14 protein-coding genes are annotated in these 19036 nt (G+C 66.7%); 12 read left to right on the top strand and 2 right to left on the bottom strand.

The features are described 5' to 3' along the window. Positions 1 to 2 precede the first annotated feature (2 nt). The 9 genes from BUC15_RS10985 to BUC15_RS10945 all read left to right on the top strand — a co-directional run bounded on the left by BUC15_RS10985 (position 3) and on the right by BUC15_RS10945 (position 10298). Positions 3 to 1322 (top strand): hemolysin family protein, encoded by a 1320-nt coding sequence (locus tag BUC15_RS10985; RefSeq protein WP_073188169.1) that lies wholly within the window; start codon positions 3 to 5, stop codon positions 1320 to 1322. Next, positions 1315 to 2538 carry a phosphotransferase gene (locus tag BUC15_RS10980; RefSeq protein WP_073188167.1) on the top strand — a complete coding sequence of 408 codons (1224 nt, stop codon included), beginning with the start codon at positions 1315 to 1317 and terminating at the stop codon, positions 2536 to 2538. The genes BUC15_RS10985 and BUC15_RS10980 overlap by 8 nt, the downstream gene beginning before the upstream one ends. A 105-nt stretch (positions 2539 to 2643) precedes the next feature. Further along, positions 2644 to 3762: a BMP family lipoprotein gene (locus tag BUC15_RS10975; RefSeq protein ID WP_175558306.1), complete on the top strand. Its 1119-nt coding sequence runs from the start codon at positions 2644 to 2646 to the stop codon at positions 3760 to 3762. Positions 3763 to 3901: 139 nt separating this feature from the next. Further along, entirely contained in the window at positions 3902 to 5458 is a 1557-nt protein-coding gene (locus BUC15_RS10970) for an ABC transporter ATP-binding protein (RefSeq protein WP_073188165.1), read from the top strand. Next, entirely contained in the window at positions 5451 to 6626 is a 1176-nt protein-coding gene (locus tag BUC15_RS10965) for an ABC transporter permease (protein WP_073188163.1), read from the top strand. Before BUC15_RS10970 ends, BUC15_RS10965 begins: the two co-directional genes overlap by 8 nt. Continuing rightward, on the top strand, positions 6623 to 7924 hold the full coding sequence (locus BUC15_RS10960; RefSeq protein ID WP_073188160.1) for an ABC transporter permease: 1302 nt from the start codon (positions 6623 to 6625) through the stop codon (positions 7922 to 7924). Before BUC15_RS10965 ends, BUC15_RS10960 begins: the two co-directional genes overlap by 4 nt. A gap of 1 nt (position 7925) precedes the next feature. After that, positions 7926 to 8318, top strand: a complete 393-nt coding sequence (locus BUC15_RS10955) for a cytidine deaminase (RefSeq protein WP_073188158.1) — start codon at positions 7926 to 7928, stop codon at positions 8316 to 8318. Between the two features lie 13 nt (positions 8319 to 8331). Continuing rightward, positions 8332 to 9408 (top strand): adenosine deaminase, encoded by a 1077-nt coding sequence (locus tag BUC15_RS10950; RefSeq protein ID WP_084189524.1) that lies wholly within the window; start codon positions 8332 to 8334, stop codon positions 9406 to 9408. Between the two features lie 2 nt (positions 9409 to 9410). Beyond that, on the top strand, positions 9411 to 10298 hold the full coding sequence (locus tag BUC15_RS10945; protein WP_139280221.1) for a GNAT family N-acetyltransferase: 888 nt from the start codon (positions 9411 to 9413) through the stop codon (positions 10296 to 10298). Positions 10299 to 10561: 263 nt separating this feature from the next. Here the strand turns inward: BUC15_RS10945 and BUC15_RS10940 are convergent, their stop codons facing one another. Further along, complete coding sequence (locus BUC15_RS10940; RefSeq protein WP_073188153.1) at positions 10562 to 12853, bottom strand: ATP-binding cassette domain-containing protein; 2292 nt, start codon at positions 12851 to 12853, stop codon at positions 10562 to 10564. Positions 12854 to 13180: 327 nt separating this feature from the next. Here BUC15_RS10940 and BUC15_RS10930 point away from each other — a divergent pair, with 327 nt between their 5' ends. Further along, positions 13181 to 13396 carry a type II toxin-antitoxin system PemK/MazF family toxin gene (locus BUC15_RS10930; protein ID WP_084189523.1) on the top strand — a complete coding sequence of 72 codons (216 nt, stop codon included), beginning with the start codon at positions 13181 to 13183 and terminating at the stop codon, positions 13394 to 13396. Positions 13397 to 14012: 616 nt separating this feature from the next. Here the strand turns inward: BUC15_RS10930 and BUC15_RS10920 are convergent. Further along, positions 14013 to 15260, bottom strand: a complete 1248-nt coding sequence (locus BUC15_RS10920) for an HNH endonuclease signature motif containing protein (RefSeq protein WP_073188148.1) — start codon at positions 15258 to 15260, stop codon at positions 14013 to 14015. A 273-nt stretch (positions 15261 to 15533) separates the two neighbouring features. Here BUC15_RS10920 and BUC15_RS10915 point away from each other — a divergent pair, with 273 nt between their 5' ends. Both BUC15_RS10915 and BUC15_RS10910 read left to right on the top strand, forming a co-directional pair. Next, on the top strand, positions 15534 to 16952 hold the full coding sequence (locus BUC15_RS10915; protein ID WP_073188146.1) for a hypothetical protein: 1419 nt from the start codon (positions 15534 to 15536) through the stop codon (positions 16950 to 16952). Beyond that, the coding region (locus BUC15_RS10910; protein ID WP_139280220.1) for a S1 family peptidase at positions 16949 to 19036 on the top strand (2088 nt) is incomplete at its 3' end. The genes BUC15_RS10915 and BUC15_RS10910, both read left to right, overlap by 4 nt.

Below are 19036 nucleotides of genomic sequence, written 5' to 3'. Positions count from 1 at the left end.
CCGTGTGGAGCGACATTGCTCTGATCTTCGTATTCATCCTCATCGGGGGCACATTCGCGGCCGCCGAGATGGCGATGGTGACCCTCCGCGAGAGCCAGGTGAAGCAACTCGCGGCGAAGGGCAAACGTGGGCAGGCGATCCAGCGGCTCACGAGCAACCCGAATCTGTTCCTGTCGGCCGTTCAGATCGGCGTCACCGTTTCCGGGATGTTGTCGGCCGCATTCGGTGGGGCCACGATAGCCGAGGAGCTGAGCCCTGTGTTTGTGGGGTGGGGCGTCCCGGAGGGTGTCGCCTCACCGCTGGCGTTGGTGCTGGTGACCGTGGTGATCTCATACTTCTCCATCGTCATCGGGGAGTTGACGGCGAAGCGCCTGGCGATGCAGAGGGCGGAGGCATTCTCGCTCGGCCTCGCGCCGCTGGTGTCGGGGATCGCAACGCTGGCCCGCCCGGTGATCTGGTTCCTGGACCTGTCGACCAACTTCCTCGTCAGGTTACTCGGAGGGGACCCGTCGCTTTCCAAAGACCAGGTCAGCGACGAGGAATTGCGCTCGATGCTGTCCAGTTCCTCCACGCTCGGCGCCGAGGAGCGCAGCATCGTCGATGAACTTTTCGACGCCGGGGAGCGGTCGCTGCGTGAGGTGATGGTGCCGCGAACCGAGGTCGACTTCCTCGCTGCCGACATGCCGATCGGGCTGGCCTATCGCGAGGTCCGCGGCGCACCACGCTCCCGGTACCCGGTCACCGACGGCTCCAACGACCGCATCGTGGGGTTCATCCACGTCCGCGATCTGATGGACGTAGAGGGCGCGGCGAGGGAGGGCGATGTTCGATCGCTGGCCCGGGACGTGATGTCGCTGCCTGAGACGGTCAAGATTCTGCACGCATTGAGTTCCATGCGCGCTGCCAAGGCGCACATGGCCATCGTCCGTGACGAGTACGGAGGAACCGCAGGGATCGTCACCATAGAAGACCTCGTCGAGGAACTCGTCGGTGACATCACCGACGAGTATGACGAGCCGTCCGAGGCGGAGCGCCGCCAGGTCAACGAGGTCGACGGGCTCACCACCATCGAGGAGTTTGCCGAGCTGACGGGATTCGCCATGCCGGAGGGGCCCTATGACACGGTCGCAGGCTTCTTCATGGCCAGATCCGGTCAGATCCCGCGCCTCGGAGCGACCCTCGAATGCAGCTTGCCGCCCCGTGGTGATGAAGATGGCACTCCCGCCAGGTTCGTCCTGCAGGTGAGCGCGGTCGACGGGAGGCGTGCCTCCTGGCTCACACTTCGACGCGAACCCTCCAACACCGGTGGGGGAGATGCCTGACGACGGCGCCCGACTCCTGACCGGGCCAAGCGTGGAGCCCCTGCTGAGGGCCGCTGTGGAGCATCAGGGTGGGCACCTGCTGAACTGGTCACTCGACCATGTCGACGCGGCCCCGGAACAGTCCACCACGGCGACGTATGTCGCACAGGTCCGCTGGCCCCATGGCGAACGCACCGAACTGCTCGGGGTGAGCGCGCGGACTGGTGAACTGTCTCCGACCGACGGCAGAGCGGAGATCTTCGAGGACGGGCACCGTCAGGTGGCCGTGTGGCTGTACCCGAACGATCCCGACCTCCTCGGGTTGCCGCGGGCGGCCTTCCCCGACCGCATGGCCGAAACCCTCAACGTCGGCTCGGTCCTTTCCCGGCCTGTGACCGCCGAACAGCTGTCGCTGTCGATGATCGCGTACCGGCCCCGGCGTCGGGCCGTGGTCAAGGTCGTAGTGAGCGATCCCCACGAGGTGTTCTACGTCAAGGTGCTCCGCGAACGCGTGTTCGGCGAGATCCACCACAAGCATGCGCTCCTGCGAGACGCAGGCCTCCCGGCCCCCGAGGTGGTGCTCACCACAGACGATCACCTCCTGGTCACGCGGGAGTTGCCTGGGAAGTCTCTGGCCAGGGCAATCTTCGAGCCAGGGGACCCGTGCCCACCCGAAGACCTGATCAGGCTGCTCGACGCCATGCCTCAGGCTGTCGCGGGGCTGGGGCGCAGGGCCCCCTGGGCCGACGCAGTGGGCCACTATGCGCGGATGGTCTCGGCGACACTGCCCGAACTGGCACAGGAACTCTCGTGGTTGAGCGCACAGATCTCGCATGGGCTGTCCCGATTTCCACCGGGCAACGAGGCGACCCATGGCGACTTCCATGAGGGGCAACTGCGGGTGGCTGGAGGCAAGGTCGTCGGAATGCTCGACGTCGACACCATCGGGCCCGGGCGCCGGGCCGACGACCTCGCCTGCCTGATCGGCCACCTGTCGACGATCCAGAGGATGAATCCTCAACAGGAGGCGAAGGTCCGCGATCTGCTGGCCAGGTGGGTGCCGGTGTTCGATCGACGCGTCGACCCGGTCGAGTTGCGTCTGCGTGCCGCCGCGGTGGTCATCTCGCTTGCGACCGGGCCGTACCGGAGCCAGGAGATCGACTGGCGGCAGCAGACCATCGCGATGATCCGCTCGGCCGGGGCGCTGGTGCGCCAGGTCGCTCCGACAGAGCCGTGAGAGCGAATGTTTCGGGTCTATAACTATCCTCTGCAAGGGGAGAAACCCGTGGTGGAACGGCGGTATGGTCATCGTTGCCATAGTCATCTCCTAGGAGGAATCTTCGTGAAGAAGCCCCTGATGAGCATCCTGGCGCTGGTCAGCGCCTCTGCCCTCACCCTCGCCGGCTGCGCCGAGCCCCCCGGTACCGGATCGCCTGCACCCGAGACACCGGACGCGAGCGCGACATCCACCTCTGGCGGTGATGCGTCCGACTTCCTGGCGTGCATGGTTTCCGACGCGGGTGGTTTCGACGACAAGTCGTTCAACGAGACCGCCTACAACGGAATGATGAACGCCAAGGAAGAGCTCGGCATCCAGACCAAGCAGATCGAATCCAACGCCGAAGGCGAGTACGCCGGCAACGTGCAATCGATGATCGCGGCCAAGTGCAACATCATCATCACCGTCGGGTTCGCGTTGGCCAGCGCCACCGAGGCGGCCGCAAAGCAGAACCCCGACGTCCACTTCGCCATCGTCGACAACTCGTCGTTCGAGGGAGTTGACAACGCCAAGGGGCTGATCTTCAACACCGCGCAGCCCGCCTACATGGCTGGCTATGCGGCGGCAGCGATGTCCACGTCGGGCACCGTCGGCACATTCGGCGGTGCGAAGTACCCGACCGTGACCATTTTCATGGACGGTTTCGTCGAGGGTGTGGCTCACTACAACGAGACAAAGGGCGCCTCCGTCAAGGTGATCGGCTGGGATGATGCCGCTCAGGACGGCCAGTTCGTCGGCGGCAACAAACCGTTCGGTGACATCCCCGGCGGAAAAAACACCGCAGCCACCCTCATCGCGCAGGGAGCCGACATCATCATGCCGGTCGCCGGCCCGGCTGGCCTCGGCGCGCTGCAGGCCGCTCAGGAGTCCAACGGCAAGGTCAACGCGATCTGGGTCGACACCGACGGCTTCATCTCCGCCCCCGAGTTCGGGCCGCAGATCATGACCTCCGTCATGAAGGCGATGGATGTTGCCGTGTTCGACACGATCAAGTCGGCCATCGACGGCGACTTCAGCTCGGACCCGTTCGTCGGGACGCTTGAGAACGATGGCGTCTCGCTGGCCCCGTTCCACGACTTCGAGTCGAAGATGCCCGAAGGTCTGCAGAGTGAGCTCGACCAGATCAGGGACGACATCATCAGCGGCAAGATCACCATCAAGTCGCCGGCCCAGCCGAAGTGACAGCCACCCACAACTGACAGACCGGAGGGAGGGGCGCTGACCCAGCGCCCCTCCCTCCGTCCCGTCACCCGAGATCAGGGACGTCCGACCGCTACCCTTGGGCAGGTGGCGACGGGCCAGGCGAAGGAGGAGCTTCCAAGTGAGCATCACCGAGGTGGGGCAGCAGCCGACGCTGTCGCTGCGTGGCATCACGAAGCGTTTCGGCCCGTTGACAGCCAACGACGACATCACCGTCGACATCGTCCCGGGCCGGATCCACTGCCTGTTGGGTGAGAACGGCGCAGGCAAGTCGACGCTGATGAACATCCTCTTCGGGCTGCTGGAAGCCGACGAAGGTGAGATTCGCCTGGGGGAGACTTCTCTCAAACTGACCAACCCCAAGCAGGCCATGGCCGCCGGCATCGGTATGGTGCACCAGCACTTCATGCTCATCCCCGTATTCACGGTCGCCGAGAACATGGTCCTCGGCCACGAACCCACCCGCGCCGGAATGCTCGACCTCCAGTCAGCCAGGCGCAAGGTCCGCGAGCTCAGCGCGCGCTACAAGCTCGACGTCGACCCTGATGCGCTCGTTGAAGACCTTCCCGTCGGTATCCAACAACGGGTTGAGATCCTCAAAGCCCTCGCAAACGACGCCACGTACCTGATCTTCGACGAGCCAACGGCGGTGCTGACGCCGCAGGAGATCGACGAACTGATGCTCGTGATGCAGTCGCTGCGAGACGAGGGCCGCGCCATCGTGTTCATCACACACAAGCTCCGCGAGGTCCGTGCCGTCGCCGACGACATCACCGTGATCCGGCGCGGGAAGGTCGTCGGCCAGGCCGAACCGGGAACCTCGGAGGGCGAACTGGCCACCATGATGGTCGGACGCTCGGTCTCGTTGAAGGTCGGAAAGACGGCGGCTGACCCGGGCAGCGAGCGGTTGGTGATCGACCACCTCACCGTCGCCTCCGAGTCGGGGGCGGTCGCCGTCGACGATCTCAGCCTGACGGTGCGCGGCGGGGAGATCGTGTGTATCGCGGGGGTTCAGGGCAACGGGCAGACCGAGTTGGCTGAGGCGCTGCTGGGCACGATGACACCGGTCTCCGGGACGGTGAACCTCGACGGCGCCGACATCACCAACGCCAGACCGGCCAGAAGCATCAAGGCCGGACTCGGGTACGTGCCGGAGGACCGGCACCGCGACGGTTTCATCGGAGAGTTCTCCATCGCTGAGAACCTGGTGTTGGACAATCTGGACGGTTTCACGAAATTCGGATCCCTCCAGTTGAAGGCCATCGCAGAGAATGCGATCGCGCGGATCGAGGAGTTCGACATCCGCGCCACGTCGCACACCCAGAGCGTCAACTCCCTTTCGGGCGGAAACCAGCAGAAGGTCGTCCTGGCCCGGGAACTGTCGCGCCCGCTGGCGCTGCTGCTCGCGTCCCAGCCGACCCGAGGCGTCGACGTCGGCGCGATCGAGTTCCTGCACAAACGCATCGTCGGTGAACGCGACAGGGGCACCGCGGTGCTGATCATCTCCACCGAATTGGAGGAGGTCGAGTCCCTGGCCGACCGGATCGCGGTGATGTACCGCGGAAGGATCGTCGGCATCGTCCCCCCCGACACCTCCCGCGACGTTCTGGGGTTGATGATGGCGGGCGTGCCGCACGAGGATGCGCTCGCCACGATGAAGGAGGCAACCCATGAGTGAGACCCGGCGACCGGCCTGGCTCCAGTCGACCATCATCACCATCGCCTCGCTGCTCCTCGCATTCCTGGTCAGCGCCATCGTGATGGTGGCCGCCGATGCGGAGGTCGCCTCGAAGTGGGCCTACTTCTTCTCCAGGCCAGGGGACGCGCTCTCGGCATCCTGGGACAAGATCGCGGCCACCTTCCACGCGATGTGGGTCGGTTCGGTGGGCTCGTGGGGGGCGTTGACCAACACCACCCGTGAAGCGACCCCCCTGATCTGCGCGGGCCTCGGCGTCGCGGTGGCGTTCCGGGCCGGGCTGTTCAACATCGGTGCTCAGGGGCAGGCGATGGTCGGGGCCCTGTTCGCCGCGTTCCTCGGGTTCACGGTGAAGGGACTGCCGATCTTCATCCATCTGCCCCTGGTGATCCTGGCGGGAGTGCTCGCGGGCGCCATCTGGGGCGGAATCGTCGGGCTGCTGAAGGCGCGATCAGGCGCCCACGAGGTGATCCTGACGATCATGATGAACTACATCGCAGGCAGCATCCTGGCCTACTTCATGCTGCAGCCCGCCTTCCAGGCCCCTGGCCGGGCGGACCCCATCTCACCGGTCCTCGAGTGGTCGGCGACGATGCCGAGGATCGCCGGAAGTAGCCTCCACCTGGGATTCCTACTGGCATTGATCGCAGCAGCCGCCTCGTGGTGGCTCCTTGAGCGCACCAAGTTCGGCATCAACCTGAAGGCGGTCGGGCTCAACCCGAACGCAGCCGCGACGGCCGGCGCCTCGGTGTCGAACATCACGATGATCACGATGGCGCTCTCGGGCGCTTTGGCAGGCCTCGCCGGCGTGATGATGGTCACCGCACCCGAGTCGCTGACCGGCAGCCCCCCTCAGATGACCGGCACCATCATCGGAACCCTCGGGTTCGACGCCATCACGGTCGCGCTGCTCGGCCGGTCCCGGCCCCTCGGGGTGGTGTTCGCAGGCCTGCTGTTCGGCGCGCTCAAGGCCTCACGACGCACCATGGTGACGATGGCGGGCACCCCGGACAAACTGACCGACCTGATCCAGGCGCTCGTGGTGCTCTTCGTTGCGGCACCCGCGTTCGTGGCTTGGCTGCTCCCGTTCCTGAAGGAGCGCAAGCCGAAGAAGAAGATGACCCCGGAAGGGTTGGTGGCTGGGGCATGAGCACCGAAACCGGCATTATCGTGCCCGAAGCGGCTTCGCCGCAGAGGATCGAATCGCCCGAGGCGAAGGCGCAGCGGATCTCGACCAGCTCACTGGTCACAATCGTCGGCGCAATCCTCCTTTGGATGGCATTCACTGTTGATGGCAGCGGTACCATCGCACTTTCCGACGCGTTCGATGAGGTGCAACTCCCGAGCATCGAGATTCCCGGCACGCTGACGGTCGCGATCTGTGCGCTGCTCACCCTCGCCGCGGGGATCGCCCTGTTCACCGGCCGACTGCCGCGGTGGGGTAGGACGGTCGCCGGGCTCGTCGCCGGGGCCGCGGTACTGTTCGGATTCCTCGCCTGGGTCGCCGCCAGTTCGACTCTGCCGTTCACCCTGACCAGCCAGCTCAATTTGACGCTCGCCTACGCGACACCACTGTTCTTCGGTGTGCTCGGCGGCGTCCTCGCGGAGCGCGCGGGCGTCGTCAACATCGCCATCGAGGGCATGTTCCTCACCTCGGCCTTCACCGCGTCCCTGACCTTCTCGCTGACCCAGTCGTTCATCGCAGGGCTCTTCGCGGCCGCCCTGGCAGGCGTGCTGATGGCCGGGGTGCTGGCGTTCTTCACGCTGCGTTTCCTGGTGGACCACGTCATCATCGGCGTCGTGATCAACGTTCTGGCCACGGGCCTGACCGGCTTCATCTACCAGCAGTTGGTCGCAAAGGACATGGCGACCTTCAGCAACGTGCGGCCCATGCTGCCGGTGGCCGTTCCAGGGCTCGACCAGATCCCGTTCATCGGGCCGATCCTGTTCAACCAGCGGCCGCTGACCTACATCGCGTTCTTCTCGATCATCCTGGTGTGGTTCCTGATCTTCCGCACCCGGTGGGGCCTCAGGGTCCGTTCCGTCGGGGAACAGCCCCACGCCGCGGACACGGTCGGCATCAACGTGATCTCGACCAAGACGTCGGCTGTGCTGCTCGGCGGCGTGTTCGCGGGCCTGGGTGGCGCATACTTCACCATCGGCTCGGTCGGCGCCTTCCAGGACAACAACCCGACGGCAGGCAACGGCTTCATCGCCCTTGCCGCGGTGATCATGGGCCGCTGGCACCCCGTGCTCGGCGCCCTGACCGCGTTGTTCTTCGGCTTCCTCCGGGCTCTGGCGCAGACCACCAAACCCATGCAACTGCCGATCCCTAGCGACTTCATCGAGATGCTGCCCTATCTGGCCACCATCATCGCCGTCGCCGGGCTGGTCGGACGGGTCCGGGCTCCGGCCGCCGACGGCGCCCACTTCGTGAAGTCGCACTGACATGCAGATCGACTGGGAAGCGTTGAAGGCTGAGGCCGACGCGGTCGCCAGGTTCGCCTACGTCCCCTATTCCGGCTACCCGGTGGGGGCGGCCGCGGTCGTCGAGGACGGCCGGATCGTCGTGGGCTGCAACGTCGAGAACGCAGGATACGGCGTGACGCTGTGCGCCGAGTGCGGGCTGGTCTCCAGCCTGATCGCCTCCGGTGGGGGACGGCTCGTCGCGTTCGTCTGCGTCAACGGCCGTGGGGAGGTCATCACGCCCTGTGGACGTTGCCGCCAACTGCTTTCCGAGCACGGCGGGCCCGACCTGGTTCTCCAGAGCCCCGCGGGCCTCACTACGATGGCGGAGATGCTGCCGCAGGCATTCGGCCCGGCGGACCTGTCCGATCAGTAGTAGAGGAGCGCCCGTGCTCAGCGCAGAGACCATCCGATCCCTTCCGAAGGTGGCGCTGCACGACCACCTCGACGGCGGGCTACGCACGGCCACCGTGCTCGAGCACTGCGCCGAGGTCGGCCATGAGCTGCCGGCCCGGGAACCGGAGGCTTTGGGCGCCTGGTTCTACGCTGCCGCCGACTCTGGCTCCCTGGTGCGCTACCTGCGGACCTTCGACCACACCGTCGCGGCGATGCAGACGGCCGAACACCTGCACAGGGTGGCGCGGGAGTTCGTGCTGGACCAAGCCGCGGACGGCGTCGTCTACGCGGAGGCCAGGTGGGCCCCGGAGCAGCACCTGCAGCGGGGGCTGTCGCTCGAGGAGACCGTCGAGGCGGTCCGCGACGGACTGGCCGCCGGCACGCACGAGGCGACGACCCGAGGAACGCCCATCATCGCCAGGCAGATCGTCACGGCCATGCGCCACGTCGAGCCGAGCGTCACCATTGCCGAATTGGCGGTGAGGTATCGCGACGACTCGGTTTGCGGGTTCGACATCGCAGGCGCCGAGGATGGGTTCCCGCCGTCGAGGTTCCTGCCAGCCTTCCAGCTGCTCAAACGGGCCAACCTGAGCTTCACGATCCATGCGGGGGAGGCTGCCGGGCTGCCCTCGATCTGGGAGGCCAGGCAATTGTGTGGGGCCGACCGGCTTGGCCACGGCGTCCGGATCGCCGAGGACATCCAGATCGTCGACGGAGTGGCGAAGCTCGGCAGGCTCGCCGCGTACGTGCGCGACGCCCGGGTGCCGCTCGAGATCTCGCCGTCGTCGAACCTGCAGACCGGGGTGGCGGCGACCTTGGCCGAGCATCCTGTCGAGTTGCTGAAAGACCTGGGGTTCAACGTCACGATCAACTGCGACAACCGCCTGATGAGCGCCACCACCATGACCCGCGAGTACGAGCGGTTGGTCGAGACGTTCGGCTGGGATCTCGACGACATCGAGTTCACCACGGTCAACGCGATGCGGGCCGCGTTCCTGCCGCACGACCATCGCGAATCGATGGTGCGCGAGGTGATCCGCCCCGCCTACGCTGCCGCGAGAGGCGCGTGACGGTGCCTTCACCGATCCTGCCCGCACCGGATGCGACGACTAAGCGGGTCAGCCTGCGGCGGCGCACGGCCAGCGGCGCGTTGAGCGATGTCGTCGGGCACCTGATCGCCGCGAATCAGGATTGGATGGTCGTGCTGCCGGAGGACAGGGGAGCGGTATGGGTGCCGCGCTCCGAGGTCGAAACCGTGCGCGGGGTGCCTGAGCGCGTGGTGCTGCCGACCTCCGATGCCGAGGGCCTCGAGCGGGTCTTCGACCGGACCTGGCCGGGGTTGAGGCGGGCCCGGCTCGGGGGATGGGTGCTTCGTTCCGGGAGGGGAGCCAGCGCGCGGGCCAATTCGGTGCTCACCGTCGGGGACCCCGAGCTGCCGTTCGACGAGGCGGTCGCGGCGGCCGAACAGTGGAATGCGGGGCCGGTGACGCTGCAGGCCGTCGAGGGTGGGCGCCGGGAAGGTGAGGCGCTCGCAGCGGGTTTCCGGCCGGCAAAACCTACAGTCGTGCTGGTTCGGGAGGCCGGGCCTGGGCCAAGTGTCGGTTTCGAGCGTGTGGATGAACCCGACGCCGCCTGGGTCGCGGTGGCCGGGATGGAGCCCGACCGGCTTGCCGAGGCGGTAGCGGCCCCGGCCAGCTATCTGCGGATCGGCGATGTGGCGGTGGGTCGGGTCGCGGTGAGCGGCCGGTGGGCCGTGCTGAGCTGCCTCGAGGTCCGGGAGTCGGCCCGCGGGCTCGGCCATGGCCGCGAGATGCTGCATGCGCTCGGCGTCGAGGCGGTGCGGTTGGGTGCCAGGTATCTGGGGCTGCAGGTCGAGGTGGAAAACGAGTCGGCGCTGGCGTTGTACGCGTCGGAGGGTTTCATCGAGCATCACCGCTACAGCTACCTGACCCGCGGCTGACGACGTCCGCAGGTACGCCTCGTCCTCCTCGTCTTGAGGCCAACTGATCAGTCTCGACCTCCGCTCGCGTTACCAGCGGTACTGCGCGTACCAGGGGTTTGTCCGCGTTACCAGGGGTATTGCGCGTTACCTGCCGTATTTCGCTGGTGTCGCGCTATTTCGCTGGTGTCCGCGCTGGCCGGCTCCGCGGTGGTCCTTGTTACCAGCGATCTGTCTCGATACCTGCGGTTTGTCCACGCTACCTGCGGTAATTCGCTGGTATGTCAGGCCGTCGCCGCGGCGCCGAGGTAGGTGGCGAGGTGCTGGCCGGTGAGGGTGCCGGAGCGCGCCAGGTCGGATGGTGTGCCCTCGAAGACGACGCGGCCCCCGTCGTGGCCGGCGCCTGGGCCGAGGTCGACGATCCAGTCGGCGTGCGCCATCACCGGCAGCGAGTGCTCGATCACGATCACCGAGTTGCCCTCGTCGACCAGGCGGTCGAGCATCGCCAGCATCGCCTCGATGTCTGCCATGTGCAGGCCGGTGGTGGGCTCGTCGAGCACATAGACGCCCGCGCCTTCGCCCATTCGGATGGCGAGCTTGATCCGCTGCCGCTCGCCGCCCGACAGCGTCGACAACGGTTGGCCGAGGCGCAGATAGCCCAGGCCGACCGCCTGGAGGCGTTGCAGGATCTTGCCGGGATTGCCGGTGGTGAAGACGGACGCGGCGTCGGCGACCGGTAGTGCGAGCACCTCGGCGATGTTCAGCCCGTGCAGCCTGTAGCGGAGCACGTCCTCGGTGAACCGGCGCCCCTCACACACCTCGCAGGTGTTCGCGATGCCGGCCATCATGCCGAGGTCGGTGTAGACCACGCCGAGCCCCTTGCAGTTGGGGCAGGCACCCTCCGAGTTGGCGGAGAACAGCGCCGGTTTGACCCTGTTGGCCTTCGCGAACGCCGCCCGGATCGGGTCGAGCAGGCCCGTGTAGGTGGCCGGGTTCGAGCGGATCGAGCCGCGGATGGCGCTCTGGTCGACGACGCGCAGCTCGCCCGCCTGCGCCATCGAGCCGTCGGCGATCGACCCGTGGATCAGGCTCGACTTGCCGGACCCGGCGACCCCGGTGATGACGGTCAGCACCCCCAGCGGAAGGTCGACGTCGACGTCGTGCAGGTTGTGGGTGGAGGCGCCGCGGATCTGCAAGACGGCAGACGGGGTGCGCAGCGACTCCCGCCTGGCCGGTTCGGCATCGAAGTGGTTCCCGGTCAGGGTGCCTGAGGCGCGCAGCCCCGCGACGTCGCCGGTGTAGGTGATCTCGCCACCGTTGGTGCCTGCGCCGGGGCCGAGGTCGACGATGTGATCGGCCCGGGCGATCACCTGCGGCTTGTGTTCGACAACCAACACGGTGTTGCCCTTGTCGCGGAGCCGCGCCAGCAGGTCGGCCATCTTGTCGATGTCGTGGGGGTGAAGGCCGACGGTAGGCTCGTCGAAGACGTAGGTGAGGTCGGTGAGCGCGGAGCCGAGGTGGCGCACCATCTTGACGCGCTGGGCCTCCCCGCCGGAAAGGGTGCCCGATTCGCGGTCGAGCGACAGGTAGCCGAGCCCGACCTCTCTCAGGGAGCCGAGCAGGTCGGCCAGCGAGGTGAGCACGGGGCGGGCGCGGTCGCCGTCGGGGGAGTCGCGCAGCACCTCGACCCAGCCGGCCAGGTCGGAGATCTGCCAGCCGAGCGCCTCCGGCAGTGTCACGTCGCGCACGGTCGCGGCGCGGGCGGCCGCGTTGAGACGGGTGCCGCCGCACTCGGGGCAGGGGCTGAACGTGCCGATCCGCTCAGCGAACTCGCGGGCGTGCTTCTGCCCGGGCGCCTTCTCGGGGTTGAGGAACATCTGGCGCACGCGCGGGATGAGGCCCAGATAGGTGATGTTGATGCCGTCGGATCTGACCTTGGTGGGCTCCTGATGCATCAGGAATCGCCACTGCTCGTCGGGTAGGTCCTTCAGCTTGATCGTCGGGTCGAGGGTGGGGTTGCGGGCATAGCCCTTCCAGTACCAGGTGCCGACCCCCATGCCCGGCACGAGGATGGCGCCCTCGTCGAGGGAGAGGCCGCGGTCGACGATCAGTGTCTCGTCGACCGCGGAGACCCGCCCGTTGCCCTCGCAGGTGGGGCACATGCCCTGCGGCGTATTGAACGAGAAGTGGAAGCTCGGGCCGACCTCCGGGGTGCCGAGCCGCGACCACACCAGACGCATCAGGTTGTTCACGTCCGTGGCGGTGCCGACGGTGGAGCGGGAGTTGGCGCCCATCCGTTCCTGATCGACGACGATCGCGGCGGACAGGTTCTCCAGCGAGTCCACGTCCGGCCGGGCGGGGCTGGCCATGAACGACTGCACGAACGCCGGATAGGTCTCGTTGATCAGCCGTTGCGACTCGGCGGCGATGGTGCCGAACACCAGCGACGACTTGCCCGAGCCCGATACCCCGGTAAACACCGTGAGCCGCTGCTTCGGGATGTCGACGTCGATGCCTCGCAGGTTGTTGACGCGCGCGCCGCGCACCCGGATCTGGTCGTGCGAATCAGAGGACATGCTGCGAAGTATCGCACCGGCCTCCGACAAGCCCAAGGTCTCTGAGGAGGGTGCGGTCGCCGGGAAACGCCCGGGCCGGGACCCGAAAATCGGCCAGTGGTCGATTCTGATCCGTCTGGTGACGAGGATCGGCCACTGCCTCACCGTCCTGACGACACGAGGGCCGCGCAGTACATTTCGTAGCAGGCGCAGGCTTACGATTCGTACCGATGCGAATGTCGAACGGGCACTGGAGTCCCTCACCAGCGGGGGACAGTCGCGTTCAGAGGCTGTCCGCAATGCAATCCTGGAAACCGAGCGGGCACACCGACGTGCACGACTGCGGGCCTGTCCACGTGGGTCATCGCCCCGACGTCGACCGGCCGACGGGCCGCATCCTTCCGGCCAGAGATTGACATCAACGACATGTTGATCCGTGTAATGGTGGAGCAACTCGCGGTGATAGATCCGCAGTCGCGGCTGGGTGAGTTCGCTGGCCGACCCAATGACGAGGAGTTGCACGCCGTCGACGCCGCACTCCAAGAAGTGCTTGCACTCGACTGACACGAACATGGCGGCTGCCCCCAGGGAATCCGCCCCTCCGAGCATTCTGGGGGCCGACCACTACCGTCGCCACCCCGAAGACCACATCACCGGCCTCGACTGCGCTCACCTGGGATCATCGAATTGGCTGCCCAGCATCGCCACGACGCCTCCCGGCCGGGCCAACACCTCGGCCATCCTCCGGATGACGGGCACAGCTTCCCGCGGGATGCGTTGCTCGTCCTCCCCAGCACCTTGCGGCCCGGCTCAAGCAGCGACTTCCGATGTCGAATAGCCGAAAAGGTGCAGCAGGATGCTCCACAAAGGCCCGGAAATCCGATCTCGCCAATGTGACAGCACTTATCCGTCGGGGAACGGGTCGCTTGGGCTTCCGAACTCACTCCGCGGACGCGAAGAGGGCCGCGACGTTGGCATCGACAGACGCGCTGGCTCCGCACCCGTGGAAGAGGGTCACCAACGCGCCAGGCGGCGAGGTCGGGGTTGCGAAGCATCCGGTTACGCGGCTGGTGTCGTGCAGCGTCCCTGTCGGGTCGATGCCCCGCATATCGGCGACGGTCAGGCAGGACAAGTCCTGCGCGAAGAACTCACAACGGCGCAATCGCTCGGCGGCATGCGTTCAGACGGCGGGGCGGACCTCTGGCAGGTCGGGCGGGAAATCGATCGAGTAGCCCATCACCCAACCCCTCATAGGCTGCGGGTCCGGCGGACGATGATCCGGCGGCGGTACGGGATCGGGAATCCTTGGCCGATACACCCACCCATACCGTGACCGGAAGACCAACCCATCCGGCCTACTGGGGTTGCCATCGATGCCGAACAACCCCTGATGATGCTGACTGTGATGCTTCGGACACAGCGACACCACCGAGTCGATGTCGGTGGCACCTCCGTCCCTCCAATGCTGAAGATGATGATTCTCCAGGAACATCGTCACCGGGCAGCCAGGAAACCGGCAGCCGCCGTCACGGTCCTCGACCAGACGACGGGTCCGGTCGGGCACGATCCGCATCGCCCTGCCCACCGACACCGGAGAGCCCTTCTTCAACCACACCGGCCGAAGCTTCCCGTCACAGGTGAACCGACGCAGTAGATGCTGCGGCAACGCGCCCTTCTTGTTGATCCACCCGGTGCCGTCGGCCTCGAGATGGATGAACACCTTGTAGTGGTCCCGCCGAGACCCCGACTCAACTGCCCCCAGCGACCTCGACGCCACCTCCACCAAACCGTCAGCCAGCGTCGCATCGGTGTTTCCGGTGTTGAACAGGGCGTCCTTCGCCTCCCGGACCGCCTGCTCCACCAGCGCACCTTCGAGCGGATCTGCCTCAAATGTGAGCCGGAACCGGCCGTCGACCACACCCATATGAAGCGACGAGCACTGATCTGCCAGCGGGGCAACCGGATGCTCCTCGGCACTCCGATCCGTGTCGGATTCGGACCCGGGATCGGGCACGGGCCCTTCGTAGACCCGCTTGCTCAGCGCCCTCCTCAGCTGCGGCACGGTGGCAGCCTCCACGAACAGCGCCACGGAATCGGCGTGCGAGACCGGCACATGCCGGGCAACAACCGTCATCTGATCGAAGCTGACGGTGCCTGCGGCCATCTTCTCCTCCAACAACGGGAACTGGCCCCGGCGCCGGGCCACCGCAACCAGGTCGCGCGCGCGGGAGGGTGAGACCGCGCAGAGCACCATCAGCCAATGCTCCGGAGAACGGAACCCTTCGCCGTTCCACGCGTCGGTCTCCAGGATCTCGGCAACGAGATCGACAAGGTCTTTGTTGAGCTGCGCCAACTGACCCGCCAGAACACCCGCCCGGTCGGAGGCTACCTCCCACTGAGCGATCTTCGGGACCTCACTTAGGCGCATGCTTAATCATACATCAGTGCGATTAACACCGCAAGGCCTACACGGTTCGAGCCCCCGCCCACCTTGTCGAGCCACCCGGTGCAGCAAGCCCACAGAGGGGCCTGGACAACCAGACAAGCGGTTCGACGCGCCCGCCCGCGGATCGATCGAGACCGATCCCACTACAGGCCCCGACCTCAGCCAGCACCGCAACACGCCCGAGACCGAGTGCTAAGGTTCGTTCTGGGACGCTTGGGGCGTGAACCCGCACGACGACGAGGTCGGGGGGTATCGATGGGATCACAGACGCAGATCGACTACTACCTGCCCACTACCAGGGTGCGCTTGTCCTGCACCGTGACCACCCTCACGGACACGATCCTCGGCCGGGAAGCGCTCTCCACGCCGGGCCTCGCGGTTGAGCTGGTCACCGTCGCGGACAGCGCAGCGCCACGCTCTCTGGTCTTGGACAGCGGATTCTGGCGCGACTACTCCGTCAAACTCGGCCTGACTGAGGACGGTCTGCTAACGCAGGCAGGCGTCGAGACCACGGGCCAGGTCGGGAAGGTGCTGGCTGGCGTCGTCGCGCTGGGAGCGACCGCGGCCGCGCTCGCCTCCGGCGGCCTCCCGCTGCTCGCGGCCACACGGGCGGTTCGTCCACCCTCCAAGATGGGCCCGGCCTCGCTGCAGGACGAGGACAAGCCATCGCTGGCCGACCCGGTGGCCGCGGCCTATGCCCAGGCGCATCCAGAGGCGGCCGAGCGGTTGGCGCTCCTCGTGACGGAACTCGGCGACACCCACCGAGTCACGGACCGGGCAAGGAAGGCCCACCGCGACGCCCCGGACGCGGCCACCCGCCGTGCCTACACGGCTTCGAAGGCGGCATTGATCGACGTCGAGGCCGAGGTCTCCGCCGCGCGTATCCACTTCGAGACGTGGCGGAAGTCCACGTTCAAGGAGAGGGAGGCGTCCTGGGATCTCCTCCTCTCGGTCGCCGAGCTACCCACCTGGGACGGGGAGGAACTGAAGTTTACCGAGAGTCCCTCGAAGAGTGCACTGCAGGAGATTCTCTATCAGGCCAAGGAGATCCTGGCGGTCCGCCTGCCCGCAGGCACCTCGGACGAGCCGCGCACCGGGACCCGCAGCGGTAGCGGTAGCGCGGCGGGCACGTCTGACTACCTGGCGATCCGTAGACCGCACCCAGTGGAAATGGTCACCCTCAGGCGAATGGACGGTGTCTGCTCGGTTCAGGCAGTCTTCCGCACGCTGATCATGGACTCGTCGTGCACCGAGTTGCGGCTGCCACTGCGGAAATCGTGGTTTGCGAGGCGGAATACCAACGTTGAGTTCTCTGCACTCGGCGCCTTGACTGGGGTCGAGTTGAACGGCGCGTCGTCCGGCGCCGCCGCCACCGCGGACGCCGCCGCGCTCCTGGATTCGCTGCCGAAGGCCATCGATTCGGCCTCGAAGGCCCGCGGGGCTCTTCAAGGCCTGGCCTCTGCGGGCGAGGAAGCGGAGTTGGCGCGGTTGAAGCGGCAGGTGGATCTCGCGGAGCAGCGTCTCCTTTCGGCCGGGCAGGCAGTCACGGCCGCGGATTTCGCAGAGCTGGCCCGCCTCAAGCAGCAGGTCGAGATCGCCGAACTGCGAGCCGAGCTCTCGGGTTTGGGTGGGCGGTCGTCCCCGGCGGAGGATTCCGGGGGGCCTGACCGGTGATTGGCTCTGTCAAGACCGAGCTCCTCAAGCACCTGGTCGTCCGCGTCGATTCTCCCGACGGCAAGATCCTTGGCTCCGGCTTCTACGCGGCCCCTGGGTGGGTGCTGACCGCGGCGCATGTGGCGGACGGGCTCAGCCGAGTTCGTCTTACCCCAGCAACCGGAGGGGAACCAATCGATGCCGAGGTGGTGGCTCGGTCCGACACCCGAGAGGCTGAGGCACCGAGCGGCTTCTGGCCCTTCCCGGATCTGGCCATCATCCGATTCGATCAGGCGCGGGAGCACCCGTCCGCGTTCGTGGAGGCGGCGTCTCCGGAAGGCGACTCCACCTGTACCGCATGGGGTTACGCCCGCCGCGAGAAGGGCCAAGATCCGGTTGGGTCGCCCGCCAAGTTCGAGTTTGTCGGGTTCGAGGGCGACGGCTGGCTGAGCCTCAAGTCGGACGCCGTCCGTCACGGCATGAGCGGCGCCCCACTGGTGTGCCCCGCCCGGCGGGCAGTTGTGGGTGTGATGAGCGTTACCCGAGACCCGGACTCGTCCCTTGGCGGTTGGGCGTCGCCGATCGAGGCCCTGACCGGCGCTCTCCCCGGGGTGCCCGAGGCGCTCGTCGTCGAGGGGCGGAAACTCCTCGAAGCGAGCCGCGCGGAGGCCGTCCGACACCGGATGGCCTGGCATGGAGTCATCCCCATCCAGGATGCGGAGAACGTCCTGGAACGATCGTGGGGGACCTACCGCGGTGGCGGGCACCCAGATCCCGCCGACCTGCTTCTGGCGGAGTACCGGGTCGTCCCGTACCTGTTCCGTGATGACGACCTGAATACGCTTGAGGCCTGGTGCCAGGCTCCGGAACCGATCAAGGTCGGGCTCGCCGCCGGTGTCGGCGGCGGCGGGAAGACACGGCTGGCGGTCGAGCTTTGCCACCGGATGGTGGAGACGCATGGCTGGGTCGTGGTCGGTGAGATCTCCAGGTTCGGGGAGGGAGGTCAACGGGGGCTGAGCGATATTTACACCTCGCTGAGGCAGATTTCTCTGCCTCGCCTGATCGTCTTGGACTATGCGGAGGATCGCGTTCCCTCCGAGGTGGCCGCGCTTATCGGACAGCTCAGGTCCGGGGCAACCGACGTGGCTCCTGTGCGGTTGATGCTTCTGACCAGGGACGCTGAACGACCGAGGCACGTCAGTCTGATTGACTCGATCAAGGACGACGCGACCGTCTCAGTCAAGCAGATCATCCAGGACTTGGAACGATCGGACGCCGCTGAGAAGGGCCTGAGCCTGGACGAACGAAACCGGCTCTACCGCTGCGCGGTCGAGCGCTTCGCTTCGGCCTGGGGAGCCGAACCTCCCGACGGGTCTCCCGCGCTGTCGTCCCCAGATCAGGCTGAGCCCCTTGGCGTGCTGTTCACGGCGCTCGATGCCGTGCTGTCTTCGTCCGAAGCGGCGGGGATGGGCGTCGGCTCGAGTTGGGGCAGGGATCCCGCGGAGCGCATCCTTCGGCACGAAGAGAAGTGCTGGAGGATGGGCGCACCCGATGAGACAGCTGATGTGCTGCGACGTTGTATCGCCGTCGCGACCTTGGCTGGCGCTCGAGACGCAGCTGAGGCGGATCAGCTTCTGGAGTGTCTGCCTGAGCTTGCCCGCGACGAGAACCGTGGGCGTCGCCGGAGCCTGATCGGCTGGCTTTCCAGGCTCTACAAGGGGGTCGGGGTGCTCAATCCACTCCGGCCGGACAGGCTGGGTGAGGCGTTGGTCATCCATACCCTCGTGGACGAGCCTGATGACGAGGTCATCGAGACCATTCTCCGCAGTGGCTCACCTTCACAGTGTGCCCGCACGGTCACGGTGCTCACCCGATGCTCCGCCCGCGCTGGTTTGGCCCGGCAGGTCCTTGTGGCATTGCTGTCGAAGTTGCACATGCACCTGACATTGAAGGCGGAGGTTTGCGCGCACGGTTCGCGTGACCGAGAAGGGGACTACACGCTCGCGTCCGCCCTTGTCACAGCGCTCAACGGTGGACTGTCGGAGGACCTGACGCGCCGCGAACCCGACAACACCGGATACCAACGCGACGTATCAGTCTCCCTG

The organism is Tessaracoccus bendigoensis DSM 12906, from assembly GCF_900141915.1.
In the GTDB taxonomy this organism is placed as follows: Bacteria; Actinomycetota; Actinomycetes; order Propionibacteriales; family Propionibacteriaceae; genus Arachnia; species Arachnia bendigoensis.
Note: the sequence above shows the minus strand (reverse complement) of the source record. Positions and strands in the feature narration are given on the sequence as shown.

What these genes read in the sequence shown, in the direction of transcription:
- BUC15_RS10965 (WP_073188163.1), top strand. Translation starts at nt 5,451, where the DNA reads ATGAGTGAGACCCGGCGACCGGCCTGGCTCCAGTCGACCATCATCACC.
- BUC15_RS10940 (WP_073188153.1), bottom strand. Translation starts at nt 12,853, where the DNA reads ATGTCCTCTGATTCGCACGACCAGATCCGGGTGCGCGGCGCGCGCGTC.
- BUC15_RS10980 (WP_073188167.1), top strand. Translation starts at nt 1,315, where the DNA reads ATGCCTGACGACGGCGCCCGACTCCTGACCGGGCCAAGCGTGGAGCCC.
- BUC15_RS10955 (WP_073188158.1), top strand. Translation starts at nt 7,926, where the DNA reads ATGCAGATCGACTGGGAAGCGTTGAAGGCTGAGGCCGACGCGGTCGCC.
- BUC15_RS10920 (WP_073188148.1), bottom strand. Translation starts at nt 15,260, where the DNA reads ATGCGCCTAAGTGAGGTCCCGAAGATCGCTCAGTGGGAGGTAGCCTCC.
- BUC15_RS10915 (WP_073188146.1), top strand. Translation starts at nt 15,534, where the DNA reads ATGGGATCACAGACGCAGATCGACTACTACCTGCCCACTACCAGGGTG.
- BUC15_RS10960 (WP_073188160.1), top strand. Translation starts at nt 6,623, where the DNA reads ATGAGCACCGAAACCGGCATTATCGTGCCCGAAGCGGCTTCGCCGCAG.